Genomic DNA, 16,991 nt, shown 5'->3' on the forward strand with positions numbered 1-16,991 from the left:
AATACGGTCGCGGCACCCGCCGCTGCCACGAAGGGGCTCGTCCGAATTATCGGGCGGGCCCCTTCATCTTTCCCACGAGGCGATCGCATTTTGAGAATTCGGGCAGCAGAAATAATCCCCCGCGAATTACTGCCTCTTTGTATACGGCGCGCATGTTAATGCCGCTGGCCCGACATGTTTACGGGATGTTGCGAATTCCTCACACGCTCCGGTCCCGCGGGGAGTCGCAGCCGGTGTGCGCCGCTCGCGCGCTCGGTGTGCATGGCCGTGATCGCCCGCGCGCGTTCGCTGTCGCCGCGCGCCACCGCGTCCACGATCGCGCCGTGCTCCGCCCATGTGTCCACGGGGCTGGCCGGCGCCTCCACCGCGTACATCCAGGCGATCTTGTGCCGGAGCTGGGTCAGCATCGAGGTCAGCGCGGGGCTGCCGGAGGCCTGGGCGAGCGTCTCGTGGAACCAGCCGCCCAGCGAGCGCAGATCCTCGCTGTTGCCCCTCCTGGCCCGCTCCTGACCGAGCCTGACCAGGCCACGCAGCACCTTCAGATGCGCCTCGGTGCGCCGTTGGGCGGCCCGGGCGGCGCCGAGCGGCTCCAGCAGGCCGCGCATCTCCAGCAGGTCGGCGGCCTCCTGTTCGGTCGGCTCCGCGACGCACGCGCCCGCGTGCCGCCGGGTCACCACGAAGCCCTCCGCCTCCAGCGTGCGCAGGGCCTCCCGGACAGGGACGCGCGAGACGCCGTAGCGGCGGGCGAGCAGTTCCTCGGTGAGCCGGCCGCCACGCTCGTGGACACCGGCGACGATGTCGTCCCGGATCGCCGTGCATACCGAGTGCGCCGGAACACGCATGACCGACCTCCGCTTTAATCCCCGTGAAACGTCGATGGCTGACGTGTTCATCGACTCTATGACAATGAGCGGGAATTTCCGATGGCGGGCCGGAATCCATGGATATTTTTTGGACAACAGGGTCCGTTAAACGCCGAAAACCCCGGCTCTGGGAGCCGGGGTTCCGGGAAGCGGTGGCGGATGCCGTCAGAGGCTCACGCCGTGCGAGCGGAGGTAGAAGAGCGGGTCGATGTCCGAGCCGTACTCCGCGGTCGTACGGGCCTCGAAGTGCAGGTGCGCCCCGGTGACGTTGCCGGTGGCCCCGGACAGGCCGATCTGCTGGCCCGGGGTGACGCTCTGGCCGACCGAGACCGCGATCGACGACAGGTGCCCGTACTGGGTGTACGTGCCGTCATGCATCTTGATGACGATCTGGTTGCCGTACGCCCCGCCCCAGCCGGCCTCGACGACGGTGCCCGTGCCGACCGAGCGGACGGAGGTGCCGCTGGCGGCGTGGAAGTCGATGCCGGTGTGGCTGCCGGAGGACCAGACCGCTCCGCCGGCCTTGTAGCTCGTGGAGACGTAGGAGCCGGAGATCGGGGAGACGAAGGTGTTCAGGCGCTTGCGCTCGGCCTCACGGGCGGCGCGCTCCTTGGCCTCGCGGGCCTCCTTGGCGGCCTCGGCGGCCCGCCTGCGCGCGGCCTCCTCGGCCTCCTGCTTGGCCTCCGCCAACTCGGCCGCCTGCTTCTGGGCGTCGGCCTGGGCGTCGATCTGGTCGGCGACCGTGTCGCCGATGGTGATCACGGGGGTGAGACCGGTCTGCTCGGTGGGGACCTCGGCGGCGAACGCCGGGGCGGCGGCGAGGGTGCCGACGACGCCGGTGGTGGTGAGGGCCGCGACGCCCGCCGCACGGGCGGTCGTACGCTGCATCCGGCTGGGACGACGGTGCTTCCCGGTGGCGCGGGTGAACGCCATGTAGTGGCTGGTCCTTTCCTTCCTTCTCGCCTACCGGGTTAGCTGACGGGTTCGGAGCAGGAAGGTCTCCTACGGACCCCCTCGCACTACGCGCGGGCGTCCGATTCACCCCAGGGACTGCGATGGGTCCCCGGCTCCCCTGGCTCGCGCCGTACGGGGACTCGGCGATGACTGTCCGGTGCCGCGGTCGCGGCGCACTGCCTGACGGACAGCCCGGACGACGCTAAACGGGGCAACTTTCAATTCCCAAACGGATCACCGTTTTTGTAGCGCATGCCACAGGTCAGACAGGCAACCTCTCCCTCAATTCGGACATAAAGGGGCCCTGGTGTCGCTTCCGTCACCAGGGCCCCACACGCGCGTGACCGCGCGTTCACGTCCGAGAGGGTGTCTACTCGGCCGTCACCACGGTGACTTCACCGATTTCGAGGGCCTCCACGGCCTCCTTGATCTGCGCCGCGTCACCGACCAGAACCGTCACCAGACGGTCCACCGGGAAGGCGCTCACGACCGCCGCGGTGGCCTCCACGGTGCCGGTCTCGGCGAGCCGGCGGTACAGCGTCGCCTGGTAGTCGTCGGGCAGGTGCTGCTCGACCTGGTCGGCCAGCGTGCTCGCCACGGCGGCCGCCGTCTCGTACTTCAGCGGCGCCACCCCGACGAGGTTCTGCACGGCGACGTCGCGCTCGGCGTCGGTGAGCCCGCCCTCGGCGAGGGTGCGCAGCACCTTCCACAGGTCCTCCAGGGCGGGACCGGTGTTCGGCGTGTCGACGGAGCCGCTGATGGCGAGCAACGCCGCGCCGGTGCCGTCGGGGGCGGAGCGCAGGACCTGCCCGAAGGAGCGCACGCCGTAGGTGTAGCCCTTCTCCTCGCGCAGGACGCGGTCCAGGCGGGAGGTGAGGGTGCCGCCGAGGCAGTACGTGCCGAGGACCTGCGCGGGCCACACGCGGTCGTGCCGGTCGGGTCCGACGCGGCCGATCAGCAGTTGCGTCTGGACGGCTCCGGGGCGGTCCACGATGACGATGCGGCCGGTGTCGTCGGCGGTGACCGGGGGCACCGGCCGCGGCTCGGCCGAGGAGCCGGTCCAGGAGCCGAGGGTGTCGGCGAGGAGCGCGTCGAGGTCGGTGCCGGTGAGGTCGCCGACGACCACGGCGGTGGCCGTGGCGGGGCGCACATGCCGCTCGTAGAAGGCGCGTACGGCCGCGGAGTCGATGGCCTCGACGGTCTCCTCGGTGCCCTGGCGCGGGCGCGACATGCGCGCGGCCGCCGGGAAGAGCTGCTTGGACAGCTCCTTGGCGGCGCGCCGGGAGGGGTTGGCCAGCTCGTGCGGGATCTCGTCGAGGCGGTTGTGGACCAGCCGCTCGACCTCGCTGTCGGCGAATGCGGGCGCCCTGAGGGCGTCGGCGAGCAGTCCGAGCGCCTTGGGCAGCCGGGAGACCGGCACTTCGAGGGAGAGGCGCACACCGGGGTGGTCGGCGTGGCTGTCGAGGGTGGCGCCGCAGCGCTCCAGCTCGGCGGCGAACTCCTCGGCCGTGTGCTTGTCGGTGCCCTCGGAGAAGGCGCGCGCCATGATCGTGGCGACGCCGTCCAGGCCGGCCGGCTCGGCCTCCAGGGGGGCGTCCAGGAGCACCTCCACGGCGACGACCTGCTGGCCGGGGCGGTGGCAGCGCAGGACGGTCAGGCCGTTGTCGAGGGTCCCGCGCGTGGGCGCCGGGAAGGCCCAGACCTTGGCCTCGCCCGCCTTGGGCTGGGGGTGGAACTCCATCGGGGCGAGCTCGGTCACTTGGCCGTCTCCTCGTTCTCGTCGCTTGCTTCCACGGTGGCCGCGGACTCCAGGTCCTCGGTGGGTTCCTCGACGGTCTCCATGGGGACGGTCGGCTCGTAGACGAGCACCGCGCGGTTGTCGGGCCGCAGCCGGGCCTTGGCGACCTCCTGGACCTCCTCGGCGGTCACGTCCAGCACGCGTCCCACGGCGGTGAGGGCGAGCTGCGGGTCGCCGAACAGGACCGCGTAGCGGCACAGTTCGTCGGCGCGGCCCGCGACGGTGCCGAGCCGGTCCAGCCACTCGCGCTCCAACTGGGCCTGGGCGCGCTCCATTTCCTCGGCCGTCGGGCCCTCGGCCGCGAACCGGGCGAGCTCCTCGTCGATGGCGGCCTCGATCACCGGGACCTCGACGTCACCGGAGGTCTTCACGTCCAGCCAGCCGAGGGAGGGCGCACCGGCCAGGCGCAGCAGCCCGAACCCGGCGGCCACGGCCGTACGGTCGCGTCGGACGAGGCGGTTGTAGAGGCGGGAGGACTCGCCGCCGCCGAGGACGGTGAGCGCCAGGTCGACCGCGTCGCACGCGCGCGTGCCGTCCTCGGGGAGACGGTAGGCGGCCATCAACGCCCGCGCGGGGACCTCCTCCTCGACGATCTCGCGCAGTTGCTCGCCGATGATGTCCGGCAGCGAGCCGTCGCGCGGGGTGGGCTTGCCGTCGTGGGCGGGGATGGAGCCGAAGTACTTCTCGACCCAGGCGAGCGTCTGCTCCGGGTCGATGTCGCCGACGACCGACAGCACAGCGTTGTTCGGGGCGTAGTACGTGCGGAAGAACGCGCGGGCGTCCTCCAGCGTCGCCGCGTCCAGGTCGGCCATCGAGCCGATCGGCGTGTGGTGGTAGGGGTGGCCCTCCGGGTAGGCGAGGGCGGTCAGCTTCTCGAAGGCCGTGCCGTAGGGGACGTTGTCGTAGCGCTGGCGGCGCTCGTTCTTCACGACGTCGCGCTGGTTCTCCATCGACTCGTCGTCCAGGGCGGCGAGCAGGGAGCCCATGCGGTCGGCCTCCAGCCAGAGGGCGAGCTCCAGCTGGTGGGCGGGCATGGTCTCGAAGTAGTTGGTGCGCTCGAAGCTGGTGGTGCCGTTGAGGGAGCCGCCGGCGCCCTGCACCAGTTCGAAGTGGCCGTTGCCCTTGACCTGGCCGGAGCCCTGGAACATCAAGTGCTCGAAAAGGTGAGCCAGGCCGGTACGTCCCTTGACCTCGTGGCGTGAGCCGACGTCGTACCAGAGGCACACCGCCGCGACCGGGGTCAGATGGTCCTCGGAGAGCACCACACGCAGGCCGTTGGCCAGGCGGTGCTCGGTCGCTGTCAGGCCCCCGGTGCCTGCCTGCTCTGTGGCCGTGTGACCCATGGGCATGTGCGTCCCTTCGATCGCGGCGCGGTCGTCGAAACCGCGGATTTCCTGCCGGTCCTGCCACTGTATGCAAGCGTGCGCGGCGTCGGCGAAGTTCCCGGACTGCGTACGCCGAGGGCGGATGCCCACATCGGATCGCGTAGCCTGCGGGCAGCCGTGAGCAGAGGTCACTCTCCGCACCGGTCCGCACGGCCGACGCCGGGTCCTGGTCCGGGATGTCAGTGCCGCGGTCCACAATGGTCCGCGTCAGATCCGGTGCGCGCGCCCAGCAAGCGAGCACGAAGATGAAGGAGCCTTGGCAGCGATGGCCCGCCGCAGCACGAAGACCCCGCCGCCCGACGACTCGTTCGAGGAGAAGATCCTCGACATCGACGTCGTGGACGAGATGCAGGGCTCCTTCCTTGAGTACGCGTACTCGGTCATCTACTCGCGCGCCCTGCCGGACGCCCGTGACGGCCTGAAGCCGGTGCACCGGCGCATCGTCTACCAGATGAACGAGATGGGCCTGCGCCCCGACCGCGGCTATGTGAAGTGCGCGCGCGTGGTCGGCGAGGTCATGGGTAAGTTGCACCCGCACGGCGACGCGTCGATCTACGACGCCCTGGTGCGCATGGCCCAGCCGTTCTCGATGCGCCTGCCGCTGGTCGACGGCCACGGCAACTTCGGCTCCCTGGGCAATGACGACCCGCCGGCCGCCATGCGGTACACCGAGTGCCGGCAGGCCGCGGCGACGAGTCTGATGACCGAGTCGATCGACGAGGACACGGTCGACTTCGCGCCCAACTACGACGGCCAGGAGCAGGAGCCGGTGGCGCTGCCCGCCGCCTTCCCGAACCTCCTGGTCAACGGCTCCTCCGGGATCGCCGTCGGCATGGCCACCAACATGCCGCCGCACAACCTCTCCGAGGTCATCGCGGCCGCCCGCCACCTGATCCGCTATCCGAACGCGGATCTGGACGCCCTGATGAAGTACATCCCCGGCCCCGACCTGCCCACCGGCGGCCGGATCGTCGGTCTGTCCGGCATCCGGGACGCCTACGAGACGGGCCGCGGCACCTTCAAGATCCGCGCGACGGTGGCGGTGGAGACGGTCACCGCCCGCCGCAAGGGCCTGGTCGTGACCGAGCTGCCCTTCACGGTCGGCCCGGAGAAGGTGATCGCCAAGATCAAGGACCTGGTCGGTTCGAAGAAGCTCCAGGGCATCGCCGACGTCAAGGACCTCACCGACCGCGAGCACGGCCTGCGCCTGGTCATCGAGATCAAGAACGGCTTCGTGCCGGAGGCCGTCCTGGAGCAGCTCTACAAGCTGACACCGATGGAGGAGTCCTTCGGCATCAACAACGTCGCCCTGGTCGACGGCCAGCCCCTCACCCTCGGCCTCAAGGAACTGCTGGAGGTCTACCTCGACCACCGCTTCGAGGTCATCCGGCGCCGCAGCGAGTTCCGCCGCACCAAGCGCCGCGACCGCCTGCACCTGGTGGAGGGCCTGCTGACGGCCCTCGTCGACATCGACGAGGTCATCCGGCTGATCCGCTCCAGTGAGAACAGCGCACAGGCCAAGGAGCGTCTGATGGAGCGCTTCTCGCTGTCGGAGATCCAGACGCAGTACATCCTGGACACCCCGCTGCGCCGGCTCACCAAGTACGACCGCATCGAGCTGGAGGCGGAGAAGGACCGGCTCAACGAGGAGATCGCGGAGCTGACCCGGATCCTGGACTCGGACGCCGAGCTGCGCAAGCTGGTCTCCGCCGAACTGGCCGCGGTGGCCAAGAAGTTCGGCACCGAGCGGCGTACGGTCCTGCTGGAGGCTGCGGGCGCCCCGGTGGCGGCCGTACCGCTCCAGGTGGCCGACGACCCGTGCCGGGTGCTGCTGTCCTCGACGGCCCTGCTGGCCCGTACGTCGAACGGCGACCCGTTCGCGGAGGACGGCGACGCCAAGCGCACCAAGCACGACGTGATCGTCTCGGCGGTCCCGGCCACCGCGCGGGGCGAGGTGGGCGCAGTGACGTCGACGGGCCGACTCCTGCGCATCAACGTCGTCGACCTCCCCACCCTGCCGGACACAGCGGCGCGGCCGAACCTCTCGGGCGGTGCGCCACTGTCGGAGTTCGTCTCCCTGGAGGGCGACGAGACGGTGGTCTGCCTGACCACGCTGGACGAGTCCTCGCCGGGCCTGGCGATCGGCACCGAGCAGGGTGTGGTGAAGCGGGTGGTGCCGGACTACCCGTCCAACAAGGAGGAGTTGGAGGTCATCACCCTCAAGGAGGGCGACCGGATCGTCGGCGCGATCGAGCTGCGCACCGGCGAGGAGGACCTGGTCTTCATCACGGACGACGCGCAGTTGCTGCGCTACCAGGCCGCGCAGGTGCGCCCGCAGGGCCGTCCGGCGGGCGGTATGGCGGGCATCAAGCTCGCCGACGGCGCGAAGGTGATCTCCTTCACGGCGGTCGATCCGGCGGCCGACGCCGTCGTCTTCACCGTCGCGGGCTCGCGCGGCACGCTGGACGACTCGGTGCAGACGACGGCCAAGCTGACCCCGTTCGACCAGTACCCGCGCAAGGGCCGGGCCACCGGCGGCGTCCGCTGCCAGCGGTTCCTGAAGGGCGAGGACTGTCTGTCCCTGGCCTGGGCGGGCGCCGTGCCGGCCCGGGCGGCACAGAAGAACGGCACCCCGGCCGAACTGCCCGAGATGGACCCGCGCCGCGACGGCTCGGGCGTGTCGCTGGCGAAGACGGTGTGGGTGGTGGCGGGCCCGGTCTAGGCCTCGTCGAAGGGCTCCTCCTCAGAACCCCTGACATAGCGCAGGACGCCCCACATGCCGTGTTCATCGGCGTGCGGGGCGTCGCTCGTGCACGCCTCCAGCTCCTTGGCGAGGGCGGGCGCGTCGATGCCGGAGCCGATGAGGACGAGCTGGGTGAGACGGTCGGCGCCGTGCGCCCAGGGCTCCGGAAAGAACCGCAGGAACTGTCCGACGGCGTGCACGGAATACCGGTTCCCGGTGTCGTGCGGTCCGAAGTCGACGTACCCCTTGATCCGGTAGAGCCCCTCGGGACGGCTGTCGAGGAAGCTCATGAGCGAGCGCGGATCAAGGGGCTGCGCGGAGACGAACGGGACACTGTCGTACGCGGCATGCAAATGCCCGTCATGGTCCCCGTGCCCGTGCTCATGCAGATCGTCGAAGGACAGCTGCCCGACGCGCTCCTCGCTGGGCCGGCAGTCGAAGAGGAACTCGGGGTCGATACGGCCGTAGGTGGCGGGTACGACGGCGGCGCGTGGGGCAAGGTCGCGGACGAGCGCGGTCACCCGATCCGGCTCTGCGGCGCGGTCGAGCTTGTTGACGACGACGAGGTCGGCGAGGGCGAGGTGCCGGTCGATCTCGGAGTGCCGGGCGCGGGTGTCGTCGAACTCGGCGGCATCGACGACCTCGACGAGACCGCCGTAGACGATGCCGGGATGCTCGCTGGCGAGCACCATGCGCACGAGTTCCTGCGGCTCGGCGAGCCCGCTGGCCTCGATGACGATGACGTCGATGCCGGCGGAAGGCCGGGCGAGCCGCTCCAGGTACAGGTCGAGTTCACTGGCGTCGACGGCGCAGCACAGGCAGCCGTTGCCGAGGGACACGGTCGAGTCGCCGAGCGCGCCGGCCACGGCCATGGCGTCGATCTCGATGGCGCCGAAATCGTTGACGATCGCTCCGATCCGGCTGCCTCCGCTGCGGTGCAGGAGGTGGTTGAGGAGCGTGGTCTTGCCGGAGCCGAGGAAGCCGGCGAGGACGACGACCGGGATCTGCTGCGCGGGGCTGTGGACCAACGAGCGACCTCTCTCACACCGACGCGTGCACCGGCTCGTGTTCCGGCGTGCGTACGAAGAATCAATGCCGGTCCAGGATACGAGCCGCAAGAATCCGGGCTGAGTGAACGATTGTTAGCAGCACTTGCGGGGCAGACGTTGGGCATGGCGCCGGACTGTGCGACCCTCGCCTCCCTCCGTGCGCCTCCTCTCCGCCTCCCTGCCGATCAGAGCCGCTCGGCACCCTGGGAGACGGCAAGCGCCGCCCACCGCTCGCCGGTCCCCTTCAGTCGACCCGCACCCCGACGACCGGCGGACGGCCGCCTGATTCGGGGGTTGACATGGCCACACAGAGCTTCGGGTTGGGAAGCCTCGGCCGAACTGCACGAGCGAGCCTTGCGTCCAAGATCAAGGCCGTCGCACAACGAAGCACGGGCCATCGAAGGCGCGCTGCGCTCATCGAGCAGCATCGACTCCACTTCGACCTGATGTGCAAGGCGATGGACGATCCCGCCCTGACGGCTGTACTTGACACCTACGACACCGAGATCCCGCTCGAAAAACAACGCCAGTTCCTCTTCGCGAACGTCCTCTACATCAACGCGTTGTTCTTTCACCGCATAGGCGCATGGACTCGGCCGGAGCTCTTCGGCCACCTGCGCATCCTGTGCCAGAACCCTGTCTTCCGCGAGTACTGGGAAGCAACTCGCCCGCACCGGAAGAGCCTGCCCAGAGACTCCGAGGAGGCCATACTGGGGAGCCTCATGGACGACCTGGTCCGGGACCTTACCGACTCCGACGCCGATGAGTGGTGGGTGGTGGGAAGCCCTCCAGAGGAGTCGCCCTGACACGCACCCTTCGCCCGAGAAATGGTTCACCCGATCTCCGTGTGGTTCTGCGCACGCCGCAAGCAACTAGTCGCTATCTTGTTGCTGGCCCTCTCCGGGCGCTCCGACGAACACCCTTGCGCTCGGAGACAGACCGCTCCGTCGCACACGCCTGCCCGGAGATCGCCGCGCCTGGAGGGCCCTTCCTCCCCTGCGAGCCATAAGGCTGGTATCTCTCGGTGAAAATCGTGCGACGTGTCGGGGCTTCGCCCCGCGAGCGCGGCAGCGGCAGCGGGCAGTCGTGCCCCGACATTTTCGAGCTCGATGACGGCGACTTCGCCGTCATCGGCCGCGAGGCCACGGCTGAACTCGACCCCATGCTTCCCCTCGACGCCGCACGTGCCGACTACGAGCGCATTGTGGTCATCACCCGCGAGACACTCCTCATGGCAAAGAGGGATATTCCAGACGCCTGAGGGTGCCTGGGACACAGGAACCGGTGCAGACTTCGGCGCCGGTTCCTCTTGCATCGACCGAGGTGCGGCCACACAAGTTTTCCCTTTCGGCGCCGGGGAAGCCTTCCCACCCGGCTTCGAGGAGGGGACTTTGGCTGGGGTACCGACGTGGCGATCAGCGGGCAGGTTGGTCGCGTGGCTTGCCATAGCGGTGATCGGAATCGCTCTCGTAGGCATGGCATCAATCGTCGCGAGCGGATGGTTGATACACGGGGTCGAGCAAGCGAACGGAGGCTTAGCGACAGCGACACAACGCAGCGCTCTGGGCGACTACTTCGGCGCAGTCAGCGCCGTTTTCTCCGGCCTCGCCCTCCTCCTGCTGGTCACGACGTTGCTCTTCCAGCAGCGTGAGCTCCAACTCCAGCGCAGAGAACTCGCCCTCCAACGCGAGGAGTTGGTCGCCTCACGCGCTGAACTCCGGCGGAGCGCGGCAGCGGATTTGCGTAGTCTCCATGTGCAGCTAACCCAGATGCAGATGGACGACCCCTCTCTGACCGAGGTGTGGAACGACTTCCCTGGTCTGCCGCACGCGGTTATCAAGCAGTACCTCTTCGCCAATCTGACCTACAGCCATTTCGTCCTCACCTTCCAGTGGGGCGAACGGTCGGAAGAGGACCTCATCCGAGAGGCCCGCGACATCATGCGAAGTCCAGCCTTCCGCAGCTACTGGGCTGCGTCTCGCTCCCTCAAGGCGTCCTTGCCTCCCGACTCGGATGAGGGACGTATGTTCCGGTTGTTCGATCGCGCCCTGGCCGAGTCCGGCGGGGGTGATCCGGCCGGTCCAGGATGAGGGCCCTAAGGTCTGGCCGACACACCAGGCCTGGCCGTTTATGCAGCAGGCACCGCCACCGGCGCCCCCGGCCCGACATACCGGGCCGCAGGGCGGATGATCTTGTGGTCTTCCGCCTGTTCCAGGATGTTGGCGCTCCAGCCGATCACGCGGCCTGCGGCGAAGGTCGGGGTGAACATCTCGCGGGGCAGGCCGCAGAGTTCCATGACCACTCCCGCGTAGAACTCGACGTTCGTGTGGAGTTCGCGGCCGGGCTTCAGTTCGGCGAGGATCGACTCCACCTGGTGTTCGACTTCCACCGCGAACTCCACCCGAGGGCCGCCGAAGCTCTGGGCGATCTCGCGGAGCATCCGGGAGCGGGGGTCCTCGGTGCGATAGACGGCGTGACCGAAACCCATGACGCGGTCGCCGGCGAGGACCCGCTCACGGATCCAGGGGTCGATGCGGTCGGGCGTGCCGATCGCGTCCAGCGTGTCCAGCGCCCGACTGGGGGCGCCTCCGTGCAGGGGGCCGGACAGCGCGCCCACCGCTCCCACCAGACAGGCCGCCACGTCCGCTCCGGTCGACGTGATGACCCGCGCCGTGAAGGTTGACGCATTGAATCCGTGATCAATGGTTGAGATCAAGTATTGCTCGACGGCCCTGGCCCGCACCGGATCCGGCTCCGAACCCGTCAGCATGTACAGGTAGTTCGCCGCGTACGACAGATCGTCCCGCGGCTCCACCGGCTCCCGCCCCTGACTCAGCCGGTACAGCGCGGTGAGCAGCGTGGGTACGGCGGCCGCCGCGGCCAGCGTGTCCCGGCGGCGTTCGTTCGCGTCGATGTCGTACACCGGCCGGAAGCCCTTCACCGCGCCGAGCAGGGACAGCGCGGTGCGCATGCCGGCGAGTGGTCCGGAGCCTCCGGCGCTCGCGCTCGCCGCGGCGAGGGCGGGCAGCACCGCGCGGACCTCGTCGGGCAGGCGCCGTAGCGCGGCGGTCTCGACGGTGAAGGCCGCGGCCTGTTCGGTGTCCGGCAGTTCGCCGTGGACCAGGAGATGCCAGACGTCCTCGAAGGCGCGGGTCTGCGCGAGTTCGACGGCGGAGTACTGGCGGTAGTGGTAGAAGCCCTCCAGTCCCCGGACGTCCCCGATGGCGGTGTCGGTGACGACGACGCCCGCGAGCCCTCGGGGCGCCTCGATGAGAGTTCGGGCCGACCTGTTGACGGACATGATTTCCTCCCTGGACTTGATTCGACTGTCCATGCTTGACTCTATCCCTGTCAATATTGATTGAATCAATGCATTAGCGGACGCCCAGTCAATGCATCGTCCAGCGGATACGGTGACCTCCATGCGCGATCAAGAGCCCGGCTCCGGGCACACGACCCGGCGGCTGACCACCAAAGAGGCCGCCGAACTTCTCGGTGTGAAGCCCGAGACCGTGTACGCGTACGTCAGCCGCGGTCAGCTCAGCAGCCGACGGGTGCCGAGCGGCCGGGGCAGCACCTTCGACGCGAAGGAGGTCGAGGCGCTCGCCCGGCGCAACCGGCGGGAGAGCGGCGGCACTTCGGGCTCCGGCAGTGAGCTGTCGGTGCGGACGCGCATCACGTTCATCGACAAGGACCGGTACTACTTCCGCGGTGTCGACGCGGCCGAGCTCGCCGTCCGCCACTCCTACGAGGAGGTCGCCGAGTGGCTGTGGACCGGGCAACTCCGCCCCGGCATCAGCTTCTCCGCCCCCGAGGCCACGGTCGCCGCGGCCCGTCGCGCCGTCGAGGCGCTGCCGCAACACACCGGCCCCACCGACCGGTTGAGGGTCGCCGCCATCGCCGCCGCCACAGCGGACCCGTTGCGCTTCGACCTGTCCGAGGACGCCGTACTGGGCACCGCGCGCGCCCTGATCCCCACCCTCGTCGCCGCCCTGCCCACGGTCCGGCGCGGCCACCGCGACACGGGACCGCTCGCCCACCGGCTGTGGGCGAGGCTCAGCGGCCTTCCCTCGGACGAGGCATCGCTGCGCACCCTGGACACCGCGCTGGCCCTGCTCGTCGACCACGACCTCGCCGCGTCGACGCTGGCCGTGCGGGTCGCCGCGTCCGCCCGCGCGCACGCGTACGCGGCCGTCTCCGCGGGCCTGGGCGTCCTGGAAGGCCCCTTGCACGGGGCGGCGAGCGGGCTCGCCCACCGGATGCTGCTGGACGTCCTCGACCGCGGTGACGCGGCGCCGGTGATCGCCGAGGAGCTGCGGGCAGGCCGCCGTATCCCGGGCCTCGGGCACCGGCTCTACCCCGGCGAGGACCCGCGCGCGCGGGTGCTGTTCGGGCTGCTGGAGGAGATCCCGCGGGCCGAACCCGCCCTCGCGGCGGCCCGCGACATCGTCGCCACGACCGCCCGGCACACCCCGCTGCACGCCAATGTCGACCTGGCCCTGGCCGTGTTCACCGTGGCCGGCGGCATGCCCGCCACCGCGGGCGAGACGGTCTTCGCCGTCGCCCGGACGGCGGGCTGGATCGCCCATGCCCTGGAGGAGTACGGCGAGCGCCCGCTGAGGATGCGCCCCAGCGGGCACTATGTCGGCCCGAGGCCGCCGCAACCACTGCCGGAGTAGGACCGGACCAGGACACGAGCCGGTCGGGAAGCCACTCTGAATCAACTCAGGTTAGGCTCACCTTCGTGAGTACCTGCTCAAGCGTCTCCCGGGACCTCGATGAGCCCATCGCGGGCACCGCGGCCACCGCGAAGACCTGGCTGCTGCTGGAGCAGCCCGGTCCGTGGGGTGCCAAGGCGCTCACGTCCAGCCATCTGGACCCCGCGCTGGGACGCGCCCTGGAGGCGGCCGCCAAGGGCACCGGCGTGCGCATCGCGCTCATCCGGCGCCCCGGGCGCCACGCCGACCGCGGCACGCCCACCGCGCGGCAGGTGTACGCCGCCCACACCACCCCGGGCAACGCCTGGCTGCACGGCGCGACCGTCCGTGATCCGCGCCGGCTGCTCGACCTGGACTTCGCCGCGCTCGGCAAGGGCGACCACCGCGGCTTCGACTCGGTGCTCCAGGCGGCCCCGCACACGGGGGACCCGCTCGCGCTCGTGTGCACCAACGGCAAGCGGGACCGCTGCTGCGCCCTCCTGGGCCGCCCCCTGGCCGCCGAACTCGACGCCTCCGGCGTGGGCGGCATCTGGGAGGTCACCCATCTGGGCGGACATCGCTTCTCCCCGACCCTGCTCGTGCTGCCGTACGGCTACGCCTACGGCCGCGCGGAGGCGCACACCGTCAAGGAGATCCTCTCCCGCGCGCGGGAGGGCCGGATCGTCGTCGAGAACTGCCGCGGGAACTCCGCGTGGGAGCGGCCCGGGCAGGCGGCCGAGCTGGCGGTGCGCACGGCCGTGGGCGAGTACGCGGCGGACGCCCTGAGTGTCGTGCGTACGGAGGGTGCGGCGCCCCGTTGGACGGTGACCGTCGGGCACTGCGACGGGCGTCAGTGGCATGTGATCGTCACCCAGGGTGCCGCGCTGCCGCCCCGCGCGGAGAGCTGCGGGACCTCGGTGCTGGGCTCGCCCGCGCGGATGGACGTGGTCGCGGTGCGCGAGTTGACGACCACGACAGCACTGGCCGGCTGACGTCCATGGTGGACCGCCCCGTCCACCATGGATCAAGAGATCCAGCTCAACGTTCAAGAGATCCCGCCCAAGGTTCAAGAGATCCAGGCCACACCCCCCTCGGCCACCCCGCCGCACCCACGTACCGTCTTGGGTATGAGCCCCCCTCCCCCCGCACGCCGCCTGCGCCTCGGCCTGCGCCTCGGCCTGCCGCGGCGGATGTTCTCGCAGGTGCTGCTGATGCAGGTGGCCATCGCCGCGGGAGTCGCGGTGCTCGCGACGGGCCTGTTCCTCGCGCCGCTCGGCAACCAGCTCGACGACCAGGCGATGCGCCGGGCCCTCGCGATCGCCCAGACCACCGCCGTCGAGCCGCAGATCGCCGAGGACGTCGTGAACACGCCTCCGACGGCCGACGGGCCGGTCCAGCGGGAGGCGGAGCGGATTCGTGAGGCCACGCGGGCCGAGTACATCGTGGTGATGGACTGGCGGGGCGTGCGCTGGTCGCACCCCACACCCGACGAGGTCGGCAGGACCGTCTCCACCGACCCGGGACAGGCCCTGGCCGGTCATGAGGTCATGGAGATCGACGACGGCACCCTGGGTCGCACCGCCCGCGGCAAGGTGCCCCTGCGGGACAGCGACGGCGACATCGTCGGCGCGGTCTCGGTCGGGATCGCCTACGACAGTGTCCGGGCCCGGCTGATCCACGCGATCCCGGAGCTGCTGGCGTACGCGGGCGGCGCCCTCGCGGTCGGCGCGCTGGCCGCCTGGCTGATCTCCCGACGGGTCCATCGGCAGACCCGTGACCTGGCCTTCTCCGATATCTCGGCACTGTTGGCGGAGCGCGAGGCGATGCTGCACGGCATCCGGGAGGGCGTGGTCGCACTGGACCGCGCGGGCCGGATCCGCCTGCTCAACGACGAGGCGCACCGACTGCTCGGCATCGGCGAGGAGGCCGTGGGCCGCTCCCTGGACGAGGCGCTCGGGGAGGGCCGTACGACCGATGTGCTGGCCGGGAGGGTGACGGGCACCGATCTGCTCACCGTGCGCGGACAGCGCGTCCTGATCGCCAACCGCATGCCCACCGACGACGGCGGCGCCGTCGCCACCCTGCGCGATCGCACCGAGCTGGAACAGCTCGGCCGGGAGCTGGACTCCACGCGCGGGCTGATCGATGCCCTGCGCGCCCAGGATCATGAGCACGCCAACCGTATGCACACGCTGCTCGGGCTGCTGGAGCTGGAGATGTACGACGACGCCGTGGAGTTCGTCGGCGAGGTGGTGGGCGACCACAGGGCGACCGCGGAACAGATCACCGAGAAGATCAAGGACCCGCTGCTCGCGGCACTGCTGGTGGGCAAGGCGACTGTGGCCGCCGAGCGCGGGGTGGCGCTGCTGCTGTCGGACCGGACACGGCTGCCGGACCGTCTGATCGACCCCAGGGGCATCGTGACGATCGTCGGCAACCTGGTGGACAACGCGCTGGACGCGGTCGGGGGAACCGCGCACGCGCGCGTGGAGGTCGAATTGCGGGCCGAGGGACGCACCGTGGTCCTCGGAGTGCGGGACACCGGTCCGGGAATCCCGGCCGGACAACGCGAGTTGATCTTCACTGAGGGCTGGTCCACCAAGGAAGCGCCGGCCCATCGTGAGCGCGGGATCGGGCTCACCCTGGTGCGCAGGCTCGCCGAACGGCAGGGTGGCACCGCCGGCGTGGACGAGGCGCACGGCGGCGGCGCGGAGTTCACCGTCGTCCTGCCCGACGCACTGACCGAGCCGGGCGCCGAACCGGCCCTCACCGGGCCCATCGCCCACCGGACAGCCGAGGAGGAGTCGCGATGATCGAGGTCCTGGTCGTGGACGACGACACACGTGTCGCCCAGGTCAACGCCGCCTACGTCGCGAAGGTGCCGGGCTTCCACGTGGCCGGTGCGGCGCACAGCGCGGCGGAGGCGCTCCGGCAGGTCGAGGACCTGCCGCGGGTGGACCTGGTCCTGATGGACCACTATCTGCCCGACGACACGGGTCTGTCGGTCGTACGGGAGATGCGCCGGCGCGGCCACGAGACGGACGTGATCATGGTGACCGCGGCCCGGGACGTCTCCACCGTCCAGGAGGCGATGCGGCACGGCGCGCTCCAGTACCTGGTGAAGCCGTTCGCCTTCGCGGGGCTGCGCGCCAAGCTGGAGGCGTACGCGGAGCTGCGCCGCACCCTCGACGGCGGAGGCGAGGCCGAACAGGCCGAGGTGGACCGTATCTTCGGCGCGCTGTCCGCGTCCTCGGAGCCGGAGCTGCCCAAGGGCCACTCCCCCACCACGGCCGATCTCGTACGGCGTTCCCTGATCAGTGCCGAAGGCCCCCTGTCGGCCCAGGAGATCGCGGAGCGCACCGGAGTCAGCCGCCAGACCGCGCAGCGCTATCTGAAGCTCCTGGAGCGCACGGGCCGCGCGCGACTCACGCTCAAGTACGGCGACGCGGGCCGCCCGGAGCACCGTTACGTGTGGGCGACCCGCGCCTGAGGGCGCGGCCGG

14 protein-coding genes and 1 riboswitch are annotated in these 16,991 nt (G+C 70.4%); of the genes, 8 read left to right on the top strand and 6 right to left on the bottom strand.

Annotated features, from left to right (window positions below; genetic code table 11):
• Nucleotides 1-155 precede the first annotated feature (155 nt).
• From BN159_RS12675 to BN159_RS12690, 4 genes are all read right to left on the bottom strand, one after another.
• Nucleotides 156-842: a GntR family transcriptional regulator gene (locus tag BN159_RS12675; RefSeq protein ID WP_015657378.1), complete on the bottom strand. Its 687-nt coding sequence runs from the start codon at nucleotides 840-842 to the stop codon at nucleotides 156-158.
• A gap of 186 nt (nucleotides 843-1,028) precedes the next feature.
• Nucleotides 1,029-1,796 carry a M23 family metallopeptidase gene (locus tag BN159_RS12680; RefSeq protein WP_015657379.1) on the bottom strand — a complete coding sequence of 256 codons (768 nt, stop codon included), beginning with the start codon at nucleotides 1,794-1,796 and terminating at the stop codon, nucleotides 1,029-1,031.
• 13 nt (nucleotides 1,797-1,809) lie between these two features.
• Nucleotides 1,810-1,973: riboswitch (cyclic di-AMP (ydaO/yuaA leader) on the bottom strand.
• A 214-nt stretch (nucleotides 1,974-2,187) separates the two neighbouring features.
• A complete protein-coding gene (locus tag BN159_RS12685; protein ID WP_015657380.1) occupies nucleotides 2,188-3,576 on the bottom strand; it encodes a M16 family metallopeptidase in 1,389 nt (462 codons plus the stop codon).
• Nucleotides 3,573-4,964 carry a M16 family metallopeptidase gene (locus tag BN159_RS12690; protein ID WP_041821308.1) on the bottom strand — a complete coding sequence of 464 codons (1,392 nt, stop codon included), beginning with the start codon at nucleotides 4,962-4,964 and terminating at the stop codon, nucleotides 3,573-3,575. Before BN159_RS12690 ends, BN159_RS12685 begins: the two co-directional genes overlap by 4 nt.
• 301 nt (nucleotides 4,965-5,265) lie before the next feature.
• On the opposite strand from BN159_RS12690, the gene BN159_RS12695 reads away from it, so the two are divergent.
• Nucleotides 5,266-7,722: a DNA gyrase/topoisomerase IV subunit A gene (locus BN159_RS12695; RefSeq protein ID WP_015657382.1), complete on the top strand. Its 2,457-nt coding sequence runs from the start codon at nucleotides 5,266-5,268 to the stop codon at nucleotides 7,720-7,722.
• Here BN159_RS12695 and BN159_RS12700 read toward each other — a convergent pair.
• The gene (locus tag BN159_RS12700) at nucleotides 7,719-8,771 is read right to left on the bottom strand and encodes a CobW family GTP-binding protein (protein WP_015657383.1); all 1,053 of its coding nucleotides are present in this window, start codon (nucleotides 8,769-8,771) and stop codon (nucleotides 7,719-7,721) included. The two genes, BN159_RS12695 and BN159_RS12700, sit on opposite strands and share 4 nt — an antisense overlap.
• A 320-nt stretch (nucleotides 8,772-9,091) precedes the next feature.
• Between BN159_RS12700 and BN159_RS12705 the strand changes: the two genes are divergently transcribed.
• The 3 genes from BN159_RS12705 (at nucleotide 9,092) to BN159_RS12715 (ending at nucleotide 10,882) form a co-directional block, all read left to right on the top strand.
• Nucleotides 9,092-9,598, top strand: coding sequence for a DUF6082 family protein (locus BN159_RS12705; RefSeq protein WP_041819175.1), 507 nt, complete (start codon nucleotides 9,092-9,094; stop codon nucleotides 9,596-9,598).
• Nucleotides 9,599-9,816: 218 nt separating this feature from the next.
• Nucleotides 9,817-10,053, top strand: coding sequence for a hypothetical protein (locus tag BN159_RS12710; RefSeq protein ID WP_015657385.1), 237 nt, complete (start codon nucleotides 9,817-9,819; stop codon nucleotides 10,051-10,053).
• 214 nt (nucleotides 10,054-10,267) lie between these two features.
• On the top strand, nucleotides 10,268-10,882 hold the full coding sequence (locus BN159_RS12715; RefSeq protein ID WP_231905610.1) for a DUF6082 family protein: 615 nt from the start codon (nucleotides 10,268-10,270) through the stop codon (nucleotides 10,880-10,882).
• Between the two features lie 38 nt (nucleotides 10,883-10,920).
• On the opposite strand, the gene BN159_RS12720 is transcribed toward BN159_RS12715, so the two are convergent.
• Nucleotides 10,921-12,093, bottom strand: a complete 1,173-nt coding sequence (locus tag BN159_RS12720; RefSeq protein ID WP_015657387.1) for a citrate synthase/methylcitrate synthase — start codon at nucleotides 12,091-12,093, stop codon at nucleotides 10,921-10,923.
• A 121-nt stretch (nucleotides 12,094-12,214) separates the two neighbouring features.
• Between BN159_RS12720 and BN159_RS12725 the strand changes: the two genes are divergently transcribed.
• From BN159_RS12725 to BN159_RS12740, 4 genes are all read left to right on the top strand, one after another.
• On the top strand, nucleotides 12,215-13,471 hold the full coding sequence (locus tag BN159_RS12725; RefSeq protein WP_041819177.1) for a citrate synthase: 1,257 nt from the start codon (nucleotides 12,215-12,217) through the stop codon (nucleotides 13,469-13,471).
• A 65-nt stretch (nucleotides 13,472-13,536) separates the two neighbouring features.
• The gene (locus BN159_RS12730) at nucleotides 13,537-14,481 is read left to right on the top strand and encodes a sucrase ferredoxin (protein WP_015657389.1); all 945 of its coding nucleotides are present in this window, start codon (nucleotides 13,537-13,539) and stop codon (nucleotides 14,479-14,481) included.
• 135 nt (nucleotides 14,482-14,616) lie between these two features.
• Entirely contained in the window at nucleotides 14,617-16,302 is a 1,686-nt protein-coding gene (locus tag BN159_RS12735) for a sensor histidine kinase (RefSeq protein ID WP_041819180.1), read from the top strand.
• Entirely contained in the window at nucleotides 16,299-16,979 is a 681-nt protein-coding gene (locus BN159_RS12740; RefSeq protein WP_015657391.1) for a response regulator, read from the top strand. The genes BN159_RS12735 and BN159_RS12740 overlap by 4 nt, the downstream gene beginning before the upstream one ends.
• The last annotated feature ends 12 nt before the right edge of the window (nucleotides 16,980-16,991 follow it).

The sequence above is a fragment of the Streptomyces davaonensis JCM 4913 genome, assembly GCF_000349325.1.
In the GTDB taxonomy this organism is placed as follows: domain Bacteria; phylum Actinomycetota; class Actinomycetes; order Streptomycetales; family Streptomycetaceae; genus Streptomyces; species Streptomyces davaonensis.